This window comes from Enterobacter sp. MEB024, assembly GCF_030209635.1.
Classification (GTDB): domain Bacteria; phylum Pseudomonadota; class Gammaproteobacteria; order Enterobacterales; family Enterobacteriaceae; genus Enterobacter; species Enterobacter ludwigii.
The window spans coordinates 28,807-47,795 of sequence record NZ_JARVRQ010000004.1 but is presented as its reverse complement, the minus strand read 5'-3'; the positions used below and the strand labels follow the sequence as shown (position 1 = coordinate 47,795).

Below are 18,989 nucleotides of genomic sequence, written 5' to 3'. Positions count from 1 at the left end.
CCTGAATCGTAGACTGTCTCTCGTTGAATCGCGACACGAAAGATTTTGGGAGCAAGTGATGCGCAAAGTTACCGCTGCCGTCATGGCCTCAACGCTGGCGTTCAGTACATTAAGCCAGGCCGCTGTAGCTATCCCCGGCGATAACGGGCCCTCAACGGAGGGGGCAACGCAGCACAGCAGCCAAAGCCATATGTTTGATGGCATAAGTTTAACCGAACATCAGCGTCAACAGATGCGAGATCTGATGCAGAGGGCACGACACGACCAGCCCCCTGTTAATGTTAGCGAAATGGAGACAATGCACCGCCTTGTCACCGCAGAAAAATTTGACGAAAGCGCTGTACGCGCTCAGGCCGAAAAAATGGCACAGGAGCAGGTTGCCCGCCAGGTAGAGATGGCGAAGGTCCGCAACCAGATGTTCCACCTGCTAACGCCCGAGCAGCAAGCGGTTTTGAACACAAGACATCAGCAGCGAATGGACCAGTTGCGTGAGGTTGCACGGATGCAGCGAAGCTCAGAAACAACGTTTTTCAGTAGCAATAGCAGTACCCGTAGTAACCAGTAAACCCTGTTTTCCTTGCCATAGACACCATCCCTGTCTTCCCCCACATGATGTGGGGGTTTTTTTTGCCCTTCATTCTGCTTTGTTAACCGTTTATTCATCCTTTGACTCCCCATGCTTCCGTTATACTAGCGGCATGACATGACAGGAGCGTTTATGAATCAATCCTATGGAAGACTGGTAAGTCGGGCAGCGATTGCAGCGACCATCGTGGCTTCAAGCCTGTTAGTGATTAAAATTTTTGCGTGGTGGTATACCGGCTCAGTCAGTATTCTCGCGGCGCTGGTGGACTCGTTGATGGATATTGCCGCCTCGCTGACGAACCTGCTGGTTGTGCGTTACTCGCTGCAACCGGCGGATGAAGAACATACGTTTGGGCACGGGAAAGCCGAGTCGCTGGCCGCGCTGGCGCAAAGCATGTTTATTTCCGGCTCCGCGCTGTTTCTGTTTTTAACCGGTATTCAGCATCTCGTCTCGCCGTCACCGATGAACGATCCCGGCGTGGGCGTGGTCGTGACGATTGTGGCACTTATATGCACACTTGTTCTGGTAACGTTCCAGCGCTGGGTTGTTCGCAAAACGCAAAGCCAGGCTGTACGGGCGGATATGCTTCATTATCAATCTGATGTTATGATGAATGGCGCTATTCTTATTGCGCTCGGTCTGGCCTGGTATGGCTGGCATCGGGCCGATGCGTTGTTTGCGTTAGGGATTGGCATCTATATTTTATATAGCGCCTTACGGATGGGGTATGAAGCGGTGCAATCGCTTCTGGACCGCGCCCTCCCGGACTCAGAACGTAATGAAATTTTTTCTATCGTGACCTCCTGGCCTGGTGTCAGAGGTGCACACGATCTTCGAACGCGGCAGTCAGGGCCGACCCGCTTTATTCAGATTCATATTGAAATGGAAGACAACCTGCCACTGGTTCAGGCTCACGTTATTGCTGAGCAGGTCGAGCAGGCGATTTTGCAGCGTTTTCCTGGTTCAGACGTCATTATTCACCAGGATCCCTGCTCGGTTGTACCCGGACATGTTGAGCTTTCGTAATTGGTTGTAAAAAAGTGAGCCAGGCCAGCATTTTGTGTATAAATTACCGCCATTTGGTCTGACCTGAATCAATTCAGCTGGAAGTGATTGATATACTATTTGCAGTATTCGTTGGTCGATAAATTCTTCCGGCAACAGATTTCAATTTTGCATTCCTAAGTTCAGAGGTAGTCATGATTAAGAAAATCGGTGTGTTGACAAGCGGCGGTGATGCGCCGGGCATGAACGCGGCAATTCGTGGGGTTGTCCGTTCAGCGCTGACGGAAGGCCTGGAAGTTTTTGGTATCTATGATGGTTATCTGGGCCTGTATGAAGATCGCATGGTTCAGCTCGACCGTTACAGCGTGTCCGACATGATCAACCGTGGCGGTACCTTCCTCGGTTCTGCGCGCTTCCCGGAATTCCGTGATGAACACGTCCGTGAAGTGGCTATTGAGAACATGAAAAAACGTGGCCTCGACGCACTGGTTGTTATTGGTGGTGACGGCTCGTACATGGGTGCAAAACGTCTGACTGAAATGGGCTTCCCGTGCATCGGGCTGCCGGGTACGATCGACAACGACATCAAAGGCACTGACTACACCATCGGTTATTTCACCGCACTGGGCACCGTTGTTGAAGCGATTGACCGCCTGCGCGACACCTCTTCTTCCCACCAGCGTATCTCCATCGTGGAAGTGATGGGCCGTTACTGTGGTGACCTGACGCTGGCTGCGGCCATCGCCGGCGGTTGTGAGTTCGTGGTGGTTCCGGAAGTGGAATTCAGCCGTGAAGATCTGGTGGCTGAAATCAAAGCGGGTATCGCAAAAGGCAAGAAACACGCCATCGTAGCCATCACCGAGCATATCTGTGACGTTGACGAGCTGGCGAAGTACATCGAAACCGAAACCAAACGTGAAACGCGCGCTACCGTTCTGGGCCACATCCAGCGTGGGGGTTCCCCGGGTCCATACGACCGCATCCTGGCATCACGTATGGGTGCATACGCCATTGAACTGCTGCTGCAGGGTCATGGCGGTCGTTGCGTCGGTATTCAGAACGAAAAACTGGTTCACCATGACATCATCGACGCCATTGAAAACATGAAGCGTCCGTTCAAGGGTGACTGGCTGGACTGCGCAAAAAAACTGTACTGAGCGGTGACTTTCCCCCGGTCGCGCTGAGTTAACCGGGTCTGCAGTCCACACTCATAAAGACCGGGTAAGGCGATATCGCCGCCCGGTTTTTTTATGCCTGCCCGTTTTTTATTCCTCTACGTTATAGCCAATCTTTTTTTATTCTTTAATCATTGGTTAGCTTTCTGGCACGCTGCAAGCATCAAAACATTACACAAGAGATCCGGGCGATGAATAAATGGGGCGTGGGGTTAACATTATTGCTGGCATCGACCAGCGTTCTGGCTAAGGACATCCAGTTACTGAACGTGTCATACGACCCGACGCGTGAGCTGTACGAGCAGTACAACAAAGCCTTCGCGGCACACTGGAAACAGGAAACCGGCGACAACGTGGTGGTGCGTCAGTCGCATGGTGGCTCCGGTAAGCAGGCGACCTCAGTCATCAACGGGATTGAAGCCGACGTGGTTACCCTGGCGCTGGCCTATGACGTCGACGCCATCGCCGAGCGTGGGCGTATCGATAAAAACTGGATCAAACGCCTGCCAGACAACTCAGCGCCTTACACCTCGACCATTGTTTTCCTGGTGCGTAAGGGCAACCCAAAACAAATTCATGACTGGAACGATCTGGTTAAGCCGGGCGTTTCCATTATCACCCCGAACCCGAAAAGCTCGGGTGGCGCACGCTGGAACTACCTGGCGGCCTGGGGCTACGCGCTGCATCACAACAACGGTGACCAGGCAAAAGCCCAGGCGTTCGTGAAAGCGCTGTATAAAAACGTTGAGGTGCTGGACTCGGGCGCACGCGGTGCCACGAACACCTTCGTTGAGCGTGGGATTGGCGACGTGCTGATCGCATGGGAAAACGAAGCCCTCCTCGCCACCCACGAACTGGGTAAAGACAAGTTCGAGATCGTTACGCCTGGCGAATCTATCCTCGCCGAACCTACCGTTTCTGTGGTTGATAAAGTGGTTGAGAAGAAAGAGACCAAAACGGTGGCGGAAGCGTACCTGAAGTATCTCTACTCGCCAGAAGGCCAGGAAATTGCGGCGAAAAACTACTATCGTCCACGCGATCCGGCAGTGGCGAAGAAATATGAAAGCGTCTTCCCGAAACTGAAGCTTTTCACCATTGATGAAGAGTTCGGCGGCTGGGCGAAAGCGCAGAAAGAGCACTTCTCTAACGGCGGAACTTTCGACCAGATCAGCAAGCGCTAAACGTTAGCAGGACAGACCCGGTGACCCGGCGCGAGAAATCCGCCGGGTTTTTTATTTGGTCATCATTTTGCGTTACTCTTTCGCCACTATCGAAAACAGGGAACGCATTGTGAAAAAAATACTATTACTGATTCTGGTTGTCATCATTCTTGCCGCGGGTGGCTGGTACTGGATGAAGGCGGGTAATCCGAATGCGTTGCGTCATATCGTTCTCGACCAGTGTCTGCCGAATCAACTCCAGCACCGTAACCCGGCCCCGTGCGCGCAGGTAAAGCCTGATGCGGGTTATGTGGTGTTTAAAGACCGCAACGGGCCGCTGCAGTATCTCCTGATGCCGACTTACCGTATCAAAGGAACCGAAAGCCCGCTGTTGACCGAGCCGAATACGCCCAACTTCTTCTGGCTGGCCTGGCAGTCACGCAACTTTATGAGCATGAAGCGCGGGGCCGAGGTGCCGGACAGCGCAATTTCGCTCACCATTAACTCCCCGACAGGCCGTACGCAGAACCATTTTCATATCCATATCTCCTGCCTGCGCCCGGACGTGCGCGAGAAGCTTAATGCCGCGCAGGGGCAAATCAGTACCCAGTGGTTACCGTTCCCGGGCGGGCTGGAAGGGCATGAGTACCTCGCCCGTCGCGTGACGGAAAATGAGCTGGTACAGCGCAGTCCGTTTATGATGCTGGCTGAAGAGCTGCCGGAAGCGCGTGACCATATGGGGCGCTTCGCGCTGGCCATGGCGCAGCAGTCGGATGGATCGTTTGTCTTACTGGCGACCGAACGTAACTTGCTGACCCTGAATCGCGCGTCGGCTGAGGAATTGCAGGATCATCAATGCGATATCCTGAAGTGACATCACCATAAATAGCGTTTACTCGTCCTGCCTGTCGCCGTAGACTTGCTGAAAAAAACGACAGGAGACAGGAATGTCGCTCTGGTTAACGCATCCTCTGTTTGTGCCCTCATTGATAGTCGGCGTCACCATCGTGCTGTGGGCGACGTCGCTATTGCCGGAATTTATCACCGCACTGCTGTTTTTCACGGCGGCGATGACCGCCAGAATCGCCCCGGCGGAGGTGATTTTTGGTGGTTTTGCCTCGTCTGCATTCTGGTTAGTGTTTAGCGGCTTCGTGCTGGGGGTGGCAATCCGTAAAACCGGTCTGGCGGACAGGGCCGCACGGGCGCTGTCGGCAAAACTCACGGATTCGTGGGTAATGATGGTGGCAAGCGTGGTGGGGCTAAGCTACGCGCTGGCGTTTGTGATGCCGTCGAATATGGGCCGTATCGCGCTGCTGATGCCGATTGTCGCCGCCATGGCCAAAAGGGCCGCCATCCCCGACGGTTCCCGCGCGTGGTATGGCCTGGCGCTGGCCGTCGGGTTCGGAACCTTCCAGCTCTCGGCGACCATCCTGCCTGCCAACGTGCCGAATCTGGTGATGAGCGGCGCCGCGGAGGGTTCGTACGGGATTCATCTGAACTATGTCCCGTATCTGCTGCTGCATACACCCGTCCTCGGGATCCTGAAAGGGGGCATTCTGATCGGCCTGATCTGCTGGTTGTTCCCCGGCAGCCCGAAACCGGCCACCGATCTTACGCCGTCTGAACCGATGGGGCGGGATGAAAAACGTCTCGCCTGGCTGCTGGCGGTGGTGCTGGGGATGTGGGTGACAGAGAGCTGGCACGGCATTGGACCGGCGTGGACGGGCCTTGCGGCGTCGGTCATCGTCATGCTGCCACGCGTCGGGTTTATCACCGGTGAAGAGTTTTCTGCGGGAGTGAACATGCGCACCTGCATTTACGTGGCGGGGATTCTCGGGCTGGCGATTGTGGTGACCCAAACGGGTATCGGTTCCGCGGTGGGGGAGGCGTTATTGCGGATTATGCCGCTTGATGCCAACAGACCGTTCACCAGCTTCCTGGCGCTTACCGGTATTACCACGGCGCTCAACTTCATTATGACCGCGAACGGTGTACCGGCGTTGTACACCACGCTGGCACAGAGTTTTTCGGACGCCACCGGTTTCCCGCTGTTGTCGGTGATCATGATTCAGGTACTGGGGTATTCCACGCCGCTGCTGCCGTATCAGGCGTCGCCGATTGTGGTGGCAATGGGTTTAGGGAAAGTGCCTGCAAAGGCGGGGATGTTGCTCTGTCTGGCGCTGGCGATTGCAACGTATCTGGTGCTGCTGCCGCTGGATTATCTGTGGTTTAGCGTGCTGGGGAAAGTGTAATTTCCCTCCCCGGCGGGGGAGGGAAGTCGGTTTTTACGCCTGTTTAGCCGCTTCTGCTGCTTTAACGATCACCGCGAAAGCGTCAGCTTTCAGGGATGCACCGCCAACCAGCGCGCCATCGATGTCTGGCTGGGTGAACAGCTCAGCAGCGTTGGATGCGTTAACGGAACCGCCGTACTGAATAATTACCTGCTCAGCCACTTTCGCATCCGCTTTAGCAATGTGGTCACGGATAAATTTGTGAACCGCCTGTGCCTGCGCAGGGGTCGCTGATTTGCCGGTACCGATCGCCCAGACTGGTTCGTACGCGATAACCGCGCCTTCGAATGCGGCAGCACCCTGTGTTTTCAGCACGGCGTCGATCTGACGAGCACACACTTCTTCCGTTTTGCCTGCTTCGTTTTCGGCTTCGGTTTCACCGATGCACAGAACCGGGATCAGACCCTGCTCTTTCAGCACCGCGAATTTCTTCGCGATAAATTCGTCGGATTCTTTGTGGTAAGTGCGACGCTCAGAGTGGCCGATGATGATGTATTTCGCGCCGATATCTTTCAGCATTTCAGCAGAGGTTTCACCGGTGAATGCGCCTGACAGGTTAACGTCAACGTTCTGTGCGCCCAGAATGATGTGGCTGCCGTCAGCGGCATGTTTAGCCAGATCCAGGTACATATCCGGCGGAGCGATAGCAACCGCGCAGCCCGTCACGCCCGCCAGCTCTTTACGCAGGTTCGCAACCAGTTCGTTTACCATGTGGCGGCTGCCGTTCAGTTTCCAGTTACCCATCACTAAAGGATGTCGCATTTCAATTCTCCACGCTAAATTAGCGAATTAAGGAATATGGCCGCCCTGTCGGGCAGCATGGTCTGTGAATCAGTATAGAGATTTTCCCTCGAAAGGCTTTGCTTTTTGTCATTAATTCGCCCCGCCGAGTGTGTCTGATAGTGCCAGCTTAATCGGTTCAACAGCGAAGGTCAGTCCTTTTTCACCGTTATCTGCCACCACATAGCGTATGGCCCCTTCGGTATCGGCGTAGTAACGCTTGTTTTTACCGGCGGTGAGAAGTTTTTGCAGCTTTTGCTGGCTTTGCTTTTTGGTCAGCGCGGGCGTAAAAGCCTGCAGTATCGCGCTCATGTACTCGAGCGCTTTTGCCTTAGCGGCTTTCTGCTCTGGCCCCTGAATCGGCAGCCAGGTTATCTGCATGCTTTTGATTTTTAGCGTGCCGCGCTCCAGCGCAGTGGAGGCATATAAATTCTCGTTAATCTTGCTCGCAGCCCGGGTCAGGGTTGGCGTATCCCGGGAGCTGTCAATGGCGCGGAATTCATCCAGTGGTAGCGTGGGGTTGGTTTTATTGAAGGTTTCACGAAACTGGCTGATTGACTGATCGAACGAGGGCGCACCTGCCAGCAGATAGGGAGCTGTCGTCGGGGCAGTGGTTTCGGCGGCGTGCAGGGGGACACCCGCGATGAGCATCGCTAAACACAGGAAAAGAGAACGTGCCGAACTTTTCATCAACATTGCCCCTGGCCGTAAGTGTTCATGATTAAATCGATATCTGGTCGGCTTGTCAAAAGGTCACAACTCCAGGGTAAAATGCGCGCTATATGATAATAAGGAACCTTACATGACCATACAGCAGTGGTTGTTTTCATTCAAAGGGCGTATTGGACGCCGTGACTTCTGGATCTGGATGGCGACGTGGATCGTTGCCATGCTGCTTCTGTTTTTCGTTGCCTTCAACGCATGGCTCAGCACACAAACGGCGGCGTTTGCGCTGGTCTGTTTACTGTGGCCAACCGCGGCCGTGGTGGTGAAACGTCTGCACGATCGCGGCCGTTCCGGCGCGTGGGCTTTTCTGATTATTCTGGCGTGGATGCTGGTGGCGGGGAACTGGTCGATACTTCCGTCCATCCTTCCCTGGGTGGTGGGCAGACTGCTACCAACCATTATTTTTGTCATGATGGTGGTCGATCTGGGCGCGTTTATCGGCACCCAGAGCGAAAACAAATACGGCAAAGACACCCTTGAGGTGAAATACCGCTGATCACCAGTAGTGTTCGGCAGTCATATGGCCCGGCCGGCGGCGAAGATGTTTCGTCATCTGCCGGGTATCCTTCAGAAGCTGCTCCGTGTCGCGAACCATCTGCGGGTTGCCACACAGCATGACGTGGCTGGTTTCCGCGCTCATCGGCAGGCCAATTGCGTCTTCCAGTGCACCACTCTCAATCAATGCCGGTACGCGGCCCGTCAGTGAACCTGCTGCGGTTTCGCGGCTGACCACGGTCTGAATTTTCAGTTTCCCGCCGTACTGCTTTTCCAGCGCCTGCATCTGCGGAAGATAGCTCAAGTCTGCGGCATAGCGCGCGGCGTGAACCAGCACGATGTTTTTAAAGCGCTCAAGGTCTTTGCCGTACTGCAAAATAGAGAGATAGGGGCCAATGGCCGTGCCGGTTGCCAGCATCCAGAGGGTGTCGCAGTCCGGGATTTCGTCCAGTACGAAGAAACCGGCCGCTTCACTGACAATTTGCACATCGTCACCGGGCTTAAGCGCGGCAAGGCGTGGGCTGAGTTTGCCGTCCGGGACGGTGACCAGATAGAACTCGAGATCCGGGTTATCGGGGGCATTAACGTAGGAATAGGCGCGCTGCACGCGCTCGCCGTCAACATCCAGCCCCAGCTTCGCAAATTGCCCGGCCGTAAACGGATGGACGGGAGCATGCAGGGTGAGACTAAATAGCGCATCGGTCCAGAACTGTATCTTTGTGACTTTACCTGTTACCCAGTCCGCCATGATCTTCTCCTGTGCTTTTTCTCTGTTCTATCTTCCGGACTTGTGGTGAAGATTTCCAGCCCATTTGGGCCGGAAAGCTCTATCGATCAAACGGTTTTACAGAATGTGCGCCTGCACGTCAGGGTCTTTACGATCCAGATAGTGAACAGACTGAATGCGGCGAATGGTGCGCGATTTACCGCGGATCAGCAGGGTTTCGGTGGTGGCCATATTGCCCTTACGGGTGATGCCATCCAGCAGGTCACCTTTGGTGATGCCGGTTGCGGAGAAGACAACGTTGTCGCTGCGCGCCATGTCATCCAGCGCAAGCACCTTGTTGGCTTCAATACCCATCGCTTCGCAGCGTTTCAGCTCTTCTTCGCCAATACGGCGATTCTCTTCGCTGTCGCCTTTGACTTCGTGACGGGGCAACAGACGGGCCTGCATGTCGCCATCCAGAGCGCGGATCACCGCGGCGGAGACCACACCTTCCGGCGCGCCGCCGATGCCGTAAAGGACATCCACTTCGCTGTCTGGCATGCAGGTCAGGATAGACGCTGCTACGTCGCCATCCGGGATGGCAAAGACGCGAACGCCGAGCTGTTGCAACTGGGCAATGGTGGCATCGTGGCGCGGTTTCGCCAGAATGGTCACGGTGAGCGCGCTAAGCGGTTTTTCCAGCGCCCTGGCAACGTTACGCAGATTCTCTTCCAGCGGCAGGCTCAGGTCGATAGCCCCTTTGGCACCGGGGCCGACAATCAGCTTTTCCATGTACATATCCGGCGCGTTGAGGAAACAGCCTTTGTCCCCTACCGCCAGCACGGCCAGCGCGTTGGCCTGGCCCATTGCCGTCATGCGGGTACCCTCAATCGGGTCAACCGCGATATCCACGGCATCACCTTTGCCGGTGCCCACTTTCTCACCGATATAGAGCATTGGCGCTTCGTCGATCTCGCCTTCGCCAATGACGATGGTGCCATCGATATTGACCTGGTTAAGCACAATGCGCATGGCATGGACAGCCGCACCGTCTGCGGTATTTTTGTCGCCACGGCCAAGCCATTTATAGCCCGCCAGTGCGGCAGCTTCGGTGACGCGGGAAAACTCGATAGCCAGTTCACGTTTCATGAGGTACTCGTGCAATCAAAAGGAATTGCACGAAGTTTATCACAGAGTGGGAGTGGGTGCGGTTGGTCCCCTCTCCCCGCGGGGAGAGGGGACGGGTGAGGGGAGAAATTACTGCTCGTGCTCTTCCCACGCCAGGGCGCGTTTCACCGCTTTCTTCCAGCCGCTATAGCGATAGTTACGCTCAGTGGTTTCGATGCCAGGGCGGAATTCGCGTTCGATAACCGCTTTTTCCTGCAGTTCATCCAGATTCTGCCAGAAGCCGACAGCCAGACCTGCAAGGTACGCCGCACCCAGCGCGGTGACTTCACGTACTTCCGGGCGCTCTACGCGGGTGCCCAGAATGTCGGACTGGAACTGCATCAGGAAGTTGTTGGCAACGGCGCCGCCGTCCACGCGCAGGGCGTGCAGACGAATGCCGGAGTCAGCCTGCATCGCTTCCAGTACGTCGCGCGTCTGATAAGCGATGGATTCCAGCGTAGCGCGGATAATGTGGTTCGAGTTTACCCCACGGGTCAGGCCGAAAATCGCGCCGCGTGCATACGGGTCCCAGTAGGGGGCGCCCAGACCGGTAAAGGCCGGAACCACATACACGCCGTTGGTGTCCTTCACTTTGGTTGCGAAATACTCGGAGTCAAACGCATCGCTGATGAGTTTCATCTCGTCACGCAGCCACTGAATAGACGCACCTGCCATGAACACCGCACCCTCCAGCGCATAGTTCACTTCACCGCGTGGGCCGCAGGCGATGGTGGTCAGCAAGCCGTTTTCTGATTTCACCGCTTTCTCACCGGTGTTCATCAGCATAAAGCAGCCGGTACCGTAGGTGTTTTTCGCCATCCCTTCCTTAACGCACAGCTGGCCAAACAGCGCCGCCTGCTGGTCACCGGCAATACCGGCGATTGGAATACGCGTGCCGCCTTTGCCGCCGATATTGGTCTGACCGTAAACTTCAGAAGATTTGCGGACTTCTGGCAACATCGCGCGCGGGATATCCAGCGCGTCCAGCATCTTGTCATCCCACTCCAGGGTATTGATGTTGAACAGCATGGTGCGCGAGGCGTTGGTGTAATCAGTGACGTGGACACGCCCCTGGGTCATCTTCCAGATAAGCCAGGTGTCGACGGTACCGAACAGCAGCTCACCGCGTTTTGCACGTTCACGTGAACCCTCAACGTGGTCGAGGATCCATTTCACTTTGGTACCGGAGAAATACGGGTCAACGACCAGACCGGTTGCGCTACGCACATAGTCTTCCATACCGTCGCGCTTCAGCTGTTCGCAGATTTCTGACGTACGGCGGCACTGCCAGACGATGGCATTGTAAATGGGCTTACCGGTTTCGCGCTCCCAGACGATAGTGGTTTCACGCTGGTTGGTAATACCGATAGCGGCAATCTCGTCGGAACTGATATCGGCTTTCGCCAGCACTTCTACCAGCGTGGAACTTTGTGAAGCCCAGATCTCCATAGGGTCGTGTTCGACCCAGCCTGGACGAGGATAGATTTGCTCAAATTCGCGCTGTGACACGCTGACGATATTCGCGTCATGATCCATTACGACAGCGCGGGAGCTGGTAGTGCCCTGGTCGAGCGCAACGATATATTTTTTTTCGGTCATGGTATGTGTCCCGTAGTCAGATTACAGCGAAGCTTTTTGTTGTGCGGTAGAAGTCGTTTCCTTCTCCTCTTCCACACAGGTGTCGCACGGTAAATGGCGACCAATTAATTTGCGGTAGCTAAATGCACCCAGCGCAGCCCCGACAACCGGTGCAAACAGCGGTACCAGGAAGTAAGGGATATCTTTACCGCCGGTGAAGGCCACGTCGCCCCATCCTGCGATAAAGGCAAAAGCTTTAGGTCCGATATCACGCGCCGGGTTCATCGCAAACCCGGTCAGCGGGCCCATGGATGCACCGATCACCGCAATCAGCAGGCCAATCAGCAGCGGTGCCAGCGGGCCGCGCGGAATGCCGTTTCCGTCGTCGGTCAGCGCCAGGATAACGCCCATCAGAATAGCGGTAATCACCATTTCAACTGCGAACGCCTGCACAAAATTGATATGCGGGTTGGGATAGGTTGAGAAAATGCCTGCCAGATCCAGACTTTCGACACTGCCACGCACCATATGATGAGTCTGTTCGAAGTCGATGAAAAGATTGTAATAAAGCCCGTAAACTAACGCCGCTGCGCAAAACGCGCCGGCAAACTGAGAAAGGATGAAGGGAACAACTTTGCGTCCGTCGAAGCACGCGAACAGCCACAGCGCGATGGTCACCGCCGGGTTAAGATGTGCGCCGGAAACCCCTGCGGTCAGGTAGATGGCCATCGCCACGCCCAGACCCCAGATAATACTGATTTCCCACTGACCGAAACTGGCACCCGCCACTTTCAGTGCAGCAACACAGCCCACTCCGAAGAATATCAACAACCCGGTACCAAGGAACTCGGCAATGCACTGGCCTTTTAAGGTTGATGTCTGACTCATAATCGGAATCCTGAAGAAATTGATGTTTATTGTTAGCATGACCGCCCGTGACAGCCACGATGCCCTGTAGACATAGTGTTAATTTATCGTTAACGAGCAAAAACGAGAAATATCGAAATCAAAATGTGTGGTCTGCGTCAATAAAATGAGCGTTTTCGCGCCATAAAGCGCATTTTTACACCAATAGCAAAATGTGAGCTGAATCATTTCATTAACGAATCAGTTAACAATTTAGGGGTATATGCCGCGAACGCACCAGGACGAGGCCGAAAAGTGTTGCAAACCACGATCTGCGCGGTCTGCCGCTGGACAGGGGCGACGGGGCTTCATACAATCGGCATATCTGTTGTGCGCGTTTACGTTAAAGCGTCGCCTTGCAATTCAGGAGAGGTAGGATCATGTCTTTAGAAGTGTTTGAGAAACTGGAATCGAAAGTACAGCAGGCGATTGACACCATCACGCTGCTGCAGATGGAAATTGAAGAGCTGAAAGAGAAGAACAACAGCCTGGCGCAGGAAGTTCAGAACGCCCAGCACAGCCGTGAAGAACTGGAGCGCGAAAACAACCAGCTGCGTGAACAGCAGAATGGCTGGCAGGATCGTCTGCAGGCGCTGCTGGGGCGTATGGAAGAAGTGTAATTTCTTTCGGGAAATGCAGAACAGGCCGGGTAAGGCGTCGCCGCCACCCGGCTTTTTTTATTACTCGATATCCAGCGGATCTTCGGAAAGGATAATCCCGGTGTTATCGGCATAGAGATGGTCACCGGAGAAGAAGGTCACGCCGCCGAAATTGACGCGCACGTCGCTTTCGCCGATACCTTCACCTGCAGCACCCACCGGAATGGCCGCGATAGCCTGAATGCCAATGTCCAGGTCTTCGAGATCGTCCACCTGGCGCACTGAGCCATACACCACAATGCCTTCCCACTCGTTCTGTACGGCAAGACGGGCGAGCTCAGCATCAATGAGGGCACGACGTACGGAGCCCCCGCCATCAACCAGCAGAACGCGGCCACGGCCGTTCTGTTCGAGCAGATCATAGAGCAACCCGTTATCCTCGAAACATTTCACCGTGACGATTTGTCCGCCAAACGACGACCGCCCACCAAAGTTGGAGAACAGCGGTTCAACGACGTTGACATCTTCCTGGTAGATGTCACAAAGCTCGGAGGTATCGTATTTCATAGGTTTAACGCTCAGTTGCTGCGAATGTGTTCAGTATATCGTGCTAAATGCGTTGTTGGCAAAATCATCAATTGTTAATTGATATTTGTCAGTTAACCCAGCGTCTGACTTAAGACAATCCCGATGACGAACAACAGGTTAGTCAGCAGCGCCCCTTTTACCGTACGCTCCAGCATTGGCGGCATGGCCGCAGGGCTGAGTTCACGCATGACGAATCGCGCCTGCTTAATCAGCAGCGGTGCGGCGAGTACAAACAGCCAGCCCCATATGCTGTGCAGCGAGATAACGTTAAACAGCGCCAGGCACAGCAGAGCGCCCAGCAGCAGACACGTATGATAACGGCGTGCATTAACGGGCCCCAGACGCACGGCCAGCGTGTTTTTGCCGTTCTCACGGTCGCTGTCGATATCGCGCAGGTTGTTGATGTTAAGCACCGCCGTCGCCAGCATGCCGCAGGCGGTTGCCGGCAGGAACAGGGCCGGGATCAGGGTATGTGCCTGTAAGTACCCGCTCCCCATCACGCTCAGCCAGCCGAAGAACACCAGCACGGAGATATCACCCAGCCCAATATACCCGTAAGGCCGGGTACCGACGGTATAGGTAATGGCGGCAATAATGGCGAGCAGACCCAGTACCAGGAACCCAATGAAATCGCTGGGGGTTTTAGACGCGACCGTTACCAGCGCCAGGCCGGAAAGACAAATCAGCGCCACGGTGATGATCAGCGCGCGCTTCATCTGCGCCTGGGTAATGACCCCTTTCTGCATACCGCGCAGTGGCCCGATACGGTCGGGTTTGTCGCTGCCTTTAACCGCATCGCCATAGTCGTTGGCGAGATTGGAGAGAATTTGCAGCAGACCGGCGGTAATCAGTGCCAGCCCGGCAACCAGCGGGTCGAAATAGCCTTGCCACCAGGCAAGCGCCGTACCGACGATAATGGCGGCAAAGGCCAGAGGAAGAGTTTTAGGGCGCAGACTTTCGAGCCACGCCTGAGTACGGCTGATGTCAGTCATAGTAATTTAGCCAATAAAAATGGGGGCATTAGCCCCCATTAAACGTGATGAGAATGCAGTAACCGCGATTATAGGATAAAACGGCTCAGATCTTCATCTGCCACTAACGCATCCAGGTGTTTACCCACATATTCTGCGTCAATGGTAATGCTTTGACCGTTCAGGTCGCTCGCATCATAAGAGATATCTTCCATCAGGCGCTCCAGCACGGTGTGCAGACGACGGGCACCGATGTTCTCGGTGGTTTCGTTGACCTGCCAGGCGGCCTGGGCGATGCGTTTGATACCGTCTTCAGTGAACTCGATGTTCACACCTTCGGTTGCCATCAGCGCTTTGTACTGTACGGTCACAGAGGCATTTGGCTCGGTCAGGATGCGTTCGAAATCTTCAGTGGTCAGCGCCTGCAGCTCCACGCGAATCGGCAGACGACCCTGCAGTTCCGGGATCAGGTCAGACGGTTTCGCCACCTGGAATGCGCCAGAGGCGATAAACAGGATGTGGTCCGTTTTGACCATACCGTGTTTGGTGGAGACGGTGCAGCCTTCAACCAGCGGCAGCAGGTCGCGCTGAACGCCTTCACGGGAGACATCCGGGCCTGAGGATTCGCCACGCTTACAGATTTTGTCGATTTCGTCGATAAACACGATACCGTGCTGCTCAACCGCGTCGATAGCATCCTGCTTCAGCTCTTCCGGGTTCACCAGTTTCGCCGCTTCTTCTTCGATCAGCAGCTTCATGGCGTCTTTGATTTTCAGCTTACGCGCTTTCTGCTTCTGGCCGCCCAGGTTCTGGAACATGGACTGCAGCTGGCTGGTCATCTCTTCCATGCCGGGCGGTGCCATGATTTCCACACCCATAGGGGCAGCAGCAAGATCGATCTCAATCTCTTTGTCGTCCAGCTCGCCTTCACGCAGTTTTTTGCGGAACGCCTGACGCGCCGCTGACGGCTCAGCCTGCTGTTCAGCCTGGCCCCAGTTGTTTTTCGCCGGTGGGATCAGGACGTCAAGAATGCGCTCTTCCGCCATCTCTTCGGCGCGGTAGCGGTTTTTCTCAATCGCCTGGACGCGCACCATTTTGATCGCCGAGTCGGTCAGATCGCGAATGATGGAGTCCACTTCTTTACCCACATAGCCCACTTCGGTGAACTTGGTGGCTTCGACTTTGATGAACGGGGCGTTAGCCAGTTTCGCCAGACGACGGGCGATTTCGGTTTTACCGACACCGGTCGGGCCGATCATCAGAATGTTTTTTGGCGTCACTTCATGGCGCAGCTCTTCTTCGAGCTGCATGCGGCGCCAGCGGTTACGCAGGGCAATAGCCACGGAACGCTTGGCGTTGTCCTGGCCGATAATATGTTTGTCCAGTTCGCTGACAATTTCGCGTGGGGTCATTTCAGACATGGGAGATCCTTACGCTTTAGACGGTAATTCTTCGATGGTGTGGTTGTGGTTGGTATAGATGCAGATATCACCTGCAATATCCAACGCCTTCACCGCGATATCGCGCGCGTTCATGTCGGTATTTTCCAACAGCGCACGGGCTGCAGCCTGGGCGTACGGGCCACCAGAGCCAATAGCAATCAGATCGTTTTCAGGCTGAATGACGTCACCGTTACCGGTGATGATAAGCGAAGCGGTTTCATCGGCCACCGCCAGCAGCGCTTCAAGTTTGCGCAGCATGCGATCGGTACGCCAGTCTTTCGCCAGCTCAACGGCGGCTTTCACCAGGTGACCCTGGTGCATTTCCAGTTTGCGTTCAAACAGTTCGAACAGCGTGAAGGCGTCAGCCGTGCCGCCTGCAAAACCGGCGATCACTTTGTCGTTGTATAAACGACGAACTTTCTTCACGTTGCCTTTCATTACGGTATTACCCAGCGTGGCCTGGCCATCACCGGCGATTACCACGTGGCCGTTACGGCGTACACTTACTATTGTTGTCACGAGCAGACCCCCTGGTTACAGAATCGGGAAACAGAAGCCCTGAGCCTGTGCTCAGGGCTGAATAGAATGATAGATGGGGGGGAATTTGGGGGTTTCAACCCCCGGTAGCGAGTCGAATGCAGTTTGTGTGTCCCGCCACTTTCAAACGGGAAATGGTTCCGTCGGCATTTTCTTTGCCTTTGACCGGGCCAATCACCACGCGATTCCAGCCGTTATTGGTGGTAATGCGTGAATCAAACCCTTCGAAAGCCAGCTGTGCGCGCACCGTTTCCGCCTGCTCAGCACCTTTGAATGAACCACATTGCACCATCCAGCGGCGTTCGTCTTTTTTCTCAGCAGTCTGTTTCGGCGCATCGGTCTCTTTGGTTACCGGTGCGGCCTGCTGCGTTTTCGGCTGCTGCGCAGTGGTATGCGCCGGCGTCTGCAGCAGATCCTGATACGGCTGAGCCGCCTGTTTCTGCGGCTGGGCCTTCGGCGGTTGCTGCACTGGCTGGGACTGCGCCGTTCGCGTTTGCTGCTGATACGGCTGTTCCGTCACCCGCGGCTGCGTTTTAGGCTGCTGCACTGGCTGGGTTTGCGCCCACTGCTGTTGTTGCTGCTGTTGCTGTTGGAGCTGCTGCTGCGCCTGACGACGCTGCAGCGTTTGCTGACGCTGTTCCGGCGTCTGCTCGTTCCACGGCACTTCGTTCAGCTGCGTAGGCTGCTGGCGCATATCGGCCTGCATTTGAGCCAGCAACTGACGCTGTTCATCCGTCAACTGGCTGGCATTTTGCACTTCACCACCTGCTGAAGGTTCGGTCGGCGCACGTACGCCAGGCTGACGGCTTTCCAGCTCTTTAATATAGCGCCAGCGCTCCTCTGGCTTCGGCGGAAGGCCGTTTCCGGCAACCTTGCTGGCCTGAAGCGCCTCGGACTCTTCTTTTTTATGGTGCGTGATAAAGTACAGACCACCAATAAAGGCCACGACTACAGCCGCAGCAATAGCGACCATCGCTGGCGAGACAGCAGGCAGGTTACGTTGCTTTTTCCTTGAGCTACTCTTTTTGCGTCGCGAAGGTGCCGGCTGGCCGCGACGTACATAATCTCGTTGTGCCACTATCGTTTCGCTGTATTTATTCGTTCGTCAGCCCGCCATGTTACTTAAGCGGCGGGGCTTTGACCAGATAAGGGTGTCTGAAAGACATTTACTTTAAGTCAATGCCTGGGTAGAACCGCGCACAATCAATTCACAGTCCAGCAACCGCGAGCCGCTGTTAACTGTTTGACCATGCAGCTGATCCAGCAGAAGAAGCATCGCTTCACGCCCAATATCATAGCGCGGCTGCGCCACGGTCGAGAGTGGAGGATCGCAAAATTCTGACAGCGAAATATTATCGAATCCGATGATCGACAAATCTTTCGGTATGCGCAGGCCGCGGCGCTTCGCATACGATAATGCCCCCAGTGCCATCACATCGCTGTGACAGAACACCGCGGTCGGCGGCTCGGGCAGATCCAGCAGCTTCTCCAGCGCCTGTCCACCGGCTTCAAAGGTGAAATCCCCGCGAGCAATGTAGTGCGGATCGACGGTGACGCCGGTACGGCGCAGCGCCTGAACGTAGCCCTGCAGGCGGTAGTGGCACAATGGCATCTCTTCCGGCCCGGCAATGCAGCCAATACGCTTGTGCCCCAGCTCCTGAAGATAGTTGACGGCGTTGAACGCGGCGGTCAGGTTATCAATATGTACCGTCGGCAGCTCCAGCTCGGGTGCAAACTCGTTGGCCATCACCATCGGCGGTAAATTGCGCTGCTCTTCAATGCTGGCATCAAAGGGCAGGCGAGACCCAAGCAGCAACATGCCGTCGATCTGCTTGGTGATAATGAGGTCGATAAAGGTTTTTTCCTGCTGGTTCTGGTGAGCACAGTCGCCAATTAGCACCAGATAACCTTGCTCTGCCGCCGTCACTTCGATACCGCGAATAATCTCGCTGAAGAAGGGATCGCAGATGTCCGGCACAATCACCAGGATGGTGCGCGACTCATTGCGTTTAACGTTTCGTCCCATCGCCTGCGGGAAATAGCCCACTTCCAGCGCAGCCTGCTCTACCCGGTTACGGGTCGCCTGGGAGACTTTATCCGGGTTCATTAATGCGCGGGACACGGTTGCCGTAGAGACTTGTGCTTTCTGGGCAACGTCTTTCATGGTCGCCGTGGCAACCTCTTTCCTGGACTTCAACGTCTTCTCCTCGCCTGAACACCGAACTTCTGACGCCACCATTTTTACAGATAGTTAATGGAATCGGTTACAGAATTTTC

At 55.2% G+C, this 18,989-nt stretch carries 20 protein-coding genes; 8 read left to right on the top strand and 12 right to left on the bottom strand.

Annotated elements, in window-relative coordinates:
* The first annotated feature begins 58 nt into the window (after positions 1-58).
* From cpxP to QRN24_RS09275, 6 genes are all read left to right on the top strand, one after another.
* The gene (gene cpxP, locus QRN24_RS09300) at positions 59-565 is read left to right on the top strand and encodes a cell-envelope stress modulator CpxP (RefSeq protein WP_020883960.1); all 507 of its coding nucleotides are present in this window, start codon (positions 59-61) and stop codon (positions 563-565) included.
* Positions 566-718: 153 nt separating this feature from the next.
* On the top strand, positions 719-1,612 hold the full coding sequence (gene fieF, locus QRN24_RS09295) for a CDF family cation-efflux transporter FieF (protein WP_020883958.1): 894 nt from the start codon (positions 719-721) through the stop codon (positions 1,610-1,612).
* Positions 1,613-1,785: 173 nt separating this feature from the next.
* The gene (gene pfkA / locus QRN24_RS09290) at positions 1,786-2,748 is read left to right on the top strand and encodes a 6-phosphofructokinase (protein ID WP_014172210.1); all 963 of its coding nucleotides are present in this window, start codon (positions 1,786-1,788) and stop codon (positions 2,746-2,748) included.
* Between the two features lie 209 nt (positions 2,749-2,957).
* Complete coding sequence (locus QRN24_RS09285; RefSeq protein WP_032679243.1) at positions 2,958-3,947, top strand: sulfate ABC transporter substrate-binding protein; 990 nt, start codon at positions 2,958-2,960, stop codon at positions 3,945-3,947.
* A gap of 109 nt (positions 3,948-4,056) precedes the next feature.
* Positions 4,057-4,800, top strand: coding sequence for a CDP-diacylglycerol diphosphatase (locus QRN24_RS09280; protein WP_025202751.1), 744 nt, complete (start codon positions 4,057-4,059; stop codon positions 4,798-4,800).
* Positions 4,801-4,873: 73 nt separating this feature from the next.
* A complete protein-coding gene (locus QRN24_RS09275) occupies positions 4,874-6,178 on the top strand; it encodes an SLC13 family permease (protein WP_284942645.1) in 1,305 nt (434 codons plus the stop codon).
* A 33-nt stretch (positions 6,179-6,211) separates the two neighbouring features.
* Here QRN24_RS09275 and tpiA read toward each other — a convergent pair whose 3' ends face one another.
* Both tpiA and QRN24_RS09265 read right to left on the bottom strand, forming a co-directional pair.
* Positions 6,212-6,979 carry a triose-phosphate isomerase gene (tpiA, locus tag QRN24_RS09270; RefSeq protein ID WP_014172206.1) on the bottom strand — a complete coding sequence of 256 codons (768 nt, stop codon included), beginning with the start codon at positions 6,977-6,979 and terminating at the stop codon, positions 6,212-6,214.
* Between the two features lie 111 nt (positions 6,980-7,090).
* On the bottom strand, positions 7,091-7,687 hold the full coding sequence (locus QRN24_RS09265; protein ID WP_020883954.1) for a DUF1454 family protein: 597 nt from the start codon (positions 7,685-7,687) through the stop codon (positions 7,091-7,093).
* Positions 7,688-7,799: 112 nt separating this feature from the next.
* Between QRN24_RS09265 and QRN24_RS09260 the strand changes: the two genes are divergently transcribed.
* Positions 7,800-8,219, top strand: a complete 420-nt coding sequence (locus QRN24_RS09260) for a DUF805 domain-containing protein (protein WP_025202755.1) — start codon at positions 7,800-7,802, stop codon at positions 8,217-8,219.
* On the opposite strand, the gene fpr is transcribed toward QRN24_RS09260, so the two are convergent.
* The 4 genes from fpr to QRN24_RS09240 all read right to left on the bottom strand — a co-directional run bounded on the left by fpr (position 8,220) and on the right by QRN24_RS09240 (position 12,557).
* Positions 8,220-8,966, bottom strand: coding sequence for a ferredoxin--NADP(+) reductase (gene fpr, locus QRN24_RS09255; RefSeq protein WP_284942644.1), 747 nt, complete (start codon positions 8,964-8,966; stop codon positions 8,220-8,222).
* Positions 8,967-9,062: 96 nt separating this feature from the next.
* Entirely contained in the window at positions 9,063-10,073 is a 1,011-nt protein-coding gene (glpX, locus tag QRN24_RS09250; protein WP_025202757.1) for a class II fructose-bisphosphatase, read from the bottom strand.
* Positions 10,074-10,181: 108 nt separating this feature from the next.
* On the bottom strand, positions 10,182-11,690 hold the full coding sequence (glpK, locus tag QRN24_RS09245; RefSeq protein WP_014172201.1) for a glycerol kinase GlpK: 1,509 nt from the start codon (positions 11,688-11,690) through the stop codon (positions 10,182-10,184).
* 21 nt (positions 11,691-11,711) lie between these two features.
* Positions 11,712-12,557 carry an MIP/aquaporin family protein gene (locus QRN24_RS09240; RefSeq protein ID WP_014885705.1) on the bottom strand — a complete coding sequence of 282 codons (846 nt, stop codon included), beginning with the start codon at positions 12,555-12,557 and terminating at the stop codon, positions 11,712-11,714.
* Positions 12,558-12,955: 398 nt separating this feature from the next.
* Between QRN24_RS09240 and zapB the strand changes: the two genes are divergently transcribed.
* The gene (gene zapB, locus QRN24_RS09235; RefSeq protein WP_008501806.1) at positions 12,956-13,195 is read left to right on the top strand and encodes a septal ring assembly protein ZapB; all 240 of its coding nucleotides are present in this window, start codon (positions 12,956-12,958) and stop codon (positions 13,193-13,195) included.
* A 60-nt stretch (positions 13,196-13,255) separates the two neighbouring features.
* Here the strand turns inward: zapB and rraA are convergent, their stop codons facing one another.
* From rraA to cytR, 6 genes are all read right to left on the bottom strand, one after another.
* Entirely contained in the window at positions 13,256-13,741 is a 486-nt protein-coding gene (rraA, locus tag QRN24_RS09230) for a ribonuclease E activity regulator RraA (RefSeq protein WP_014172197.1), read from the bottom strand.
* 92 nt (positions 13,742-13,833) lie between these two features.
* On the bottom strand, positions 13,834-14,754 hold the full coding sequence (menA, locus tag QRN24_RS09225; RefSeq protein WP_163304489.1) for a 1,4-dihydroxy-2-naphthoate polyprenyltransferase: 921 nt from the start codon (positions 14,752-14,754) through the stop codon (positions 13,834-13,836).
* A 68-nt stretch (positions 14,755-14,822) separates the two neighbouring features.
* Positions 14,823-16,154 (bottom strand): ATP-dependent protease ATPase subunit HslU, encoded by a 1,332-nt coding sequence (hslU, locus tag QRN24_RS09220; protein ID WP_014172195.1) that lies wholly within the window; start codon positions 16,152-16,154, stop codon positions 14,823-14,825.
* A gap of 9 nt (positions 16,155-16,163) precedes the next feature.
* Positions 16,164-16,694, bottom strand: a complete 531-nt coding sequence (hslV, locus tag QRN24_RS09215; protein ID WP_014172194.1) for an ATP-dependent protease subunit HslV — start codon at positions 16,692-16,694, stop codon at positions 16,164-16,166.
* A gap of 94 nt (positions 16,695-16,788) precedes the next feature.
* Entirely contained in the window at positions 16,789-17,790 is a 1,002-nt protein-coding gene (gene ftsN / locus QRN24_RS09210) for a cell division protein FtsN (RefSeq protein WP_014172193.1), read from the bottom strand.
* 93 nt (positions 17,791-17,883) lie between these two features.
* Positions 17,884-18,909 carry a DNA-binding transcriptional regulator CytR gene (gene cytR / locus QRN24_RS09205; protein WP_020883949.1) on the bottom strand — a complete coding sequence of 342 codons (1,026 nt, stop codon included), beginning with the start codon at positions 18,907-18,909 and terminating at the stop codon, positions 17,884-17,886.
* Between the last annotated feature and the right edge of the window lie 80 nt (positions 18,910-18,989).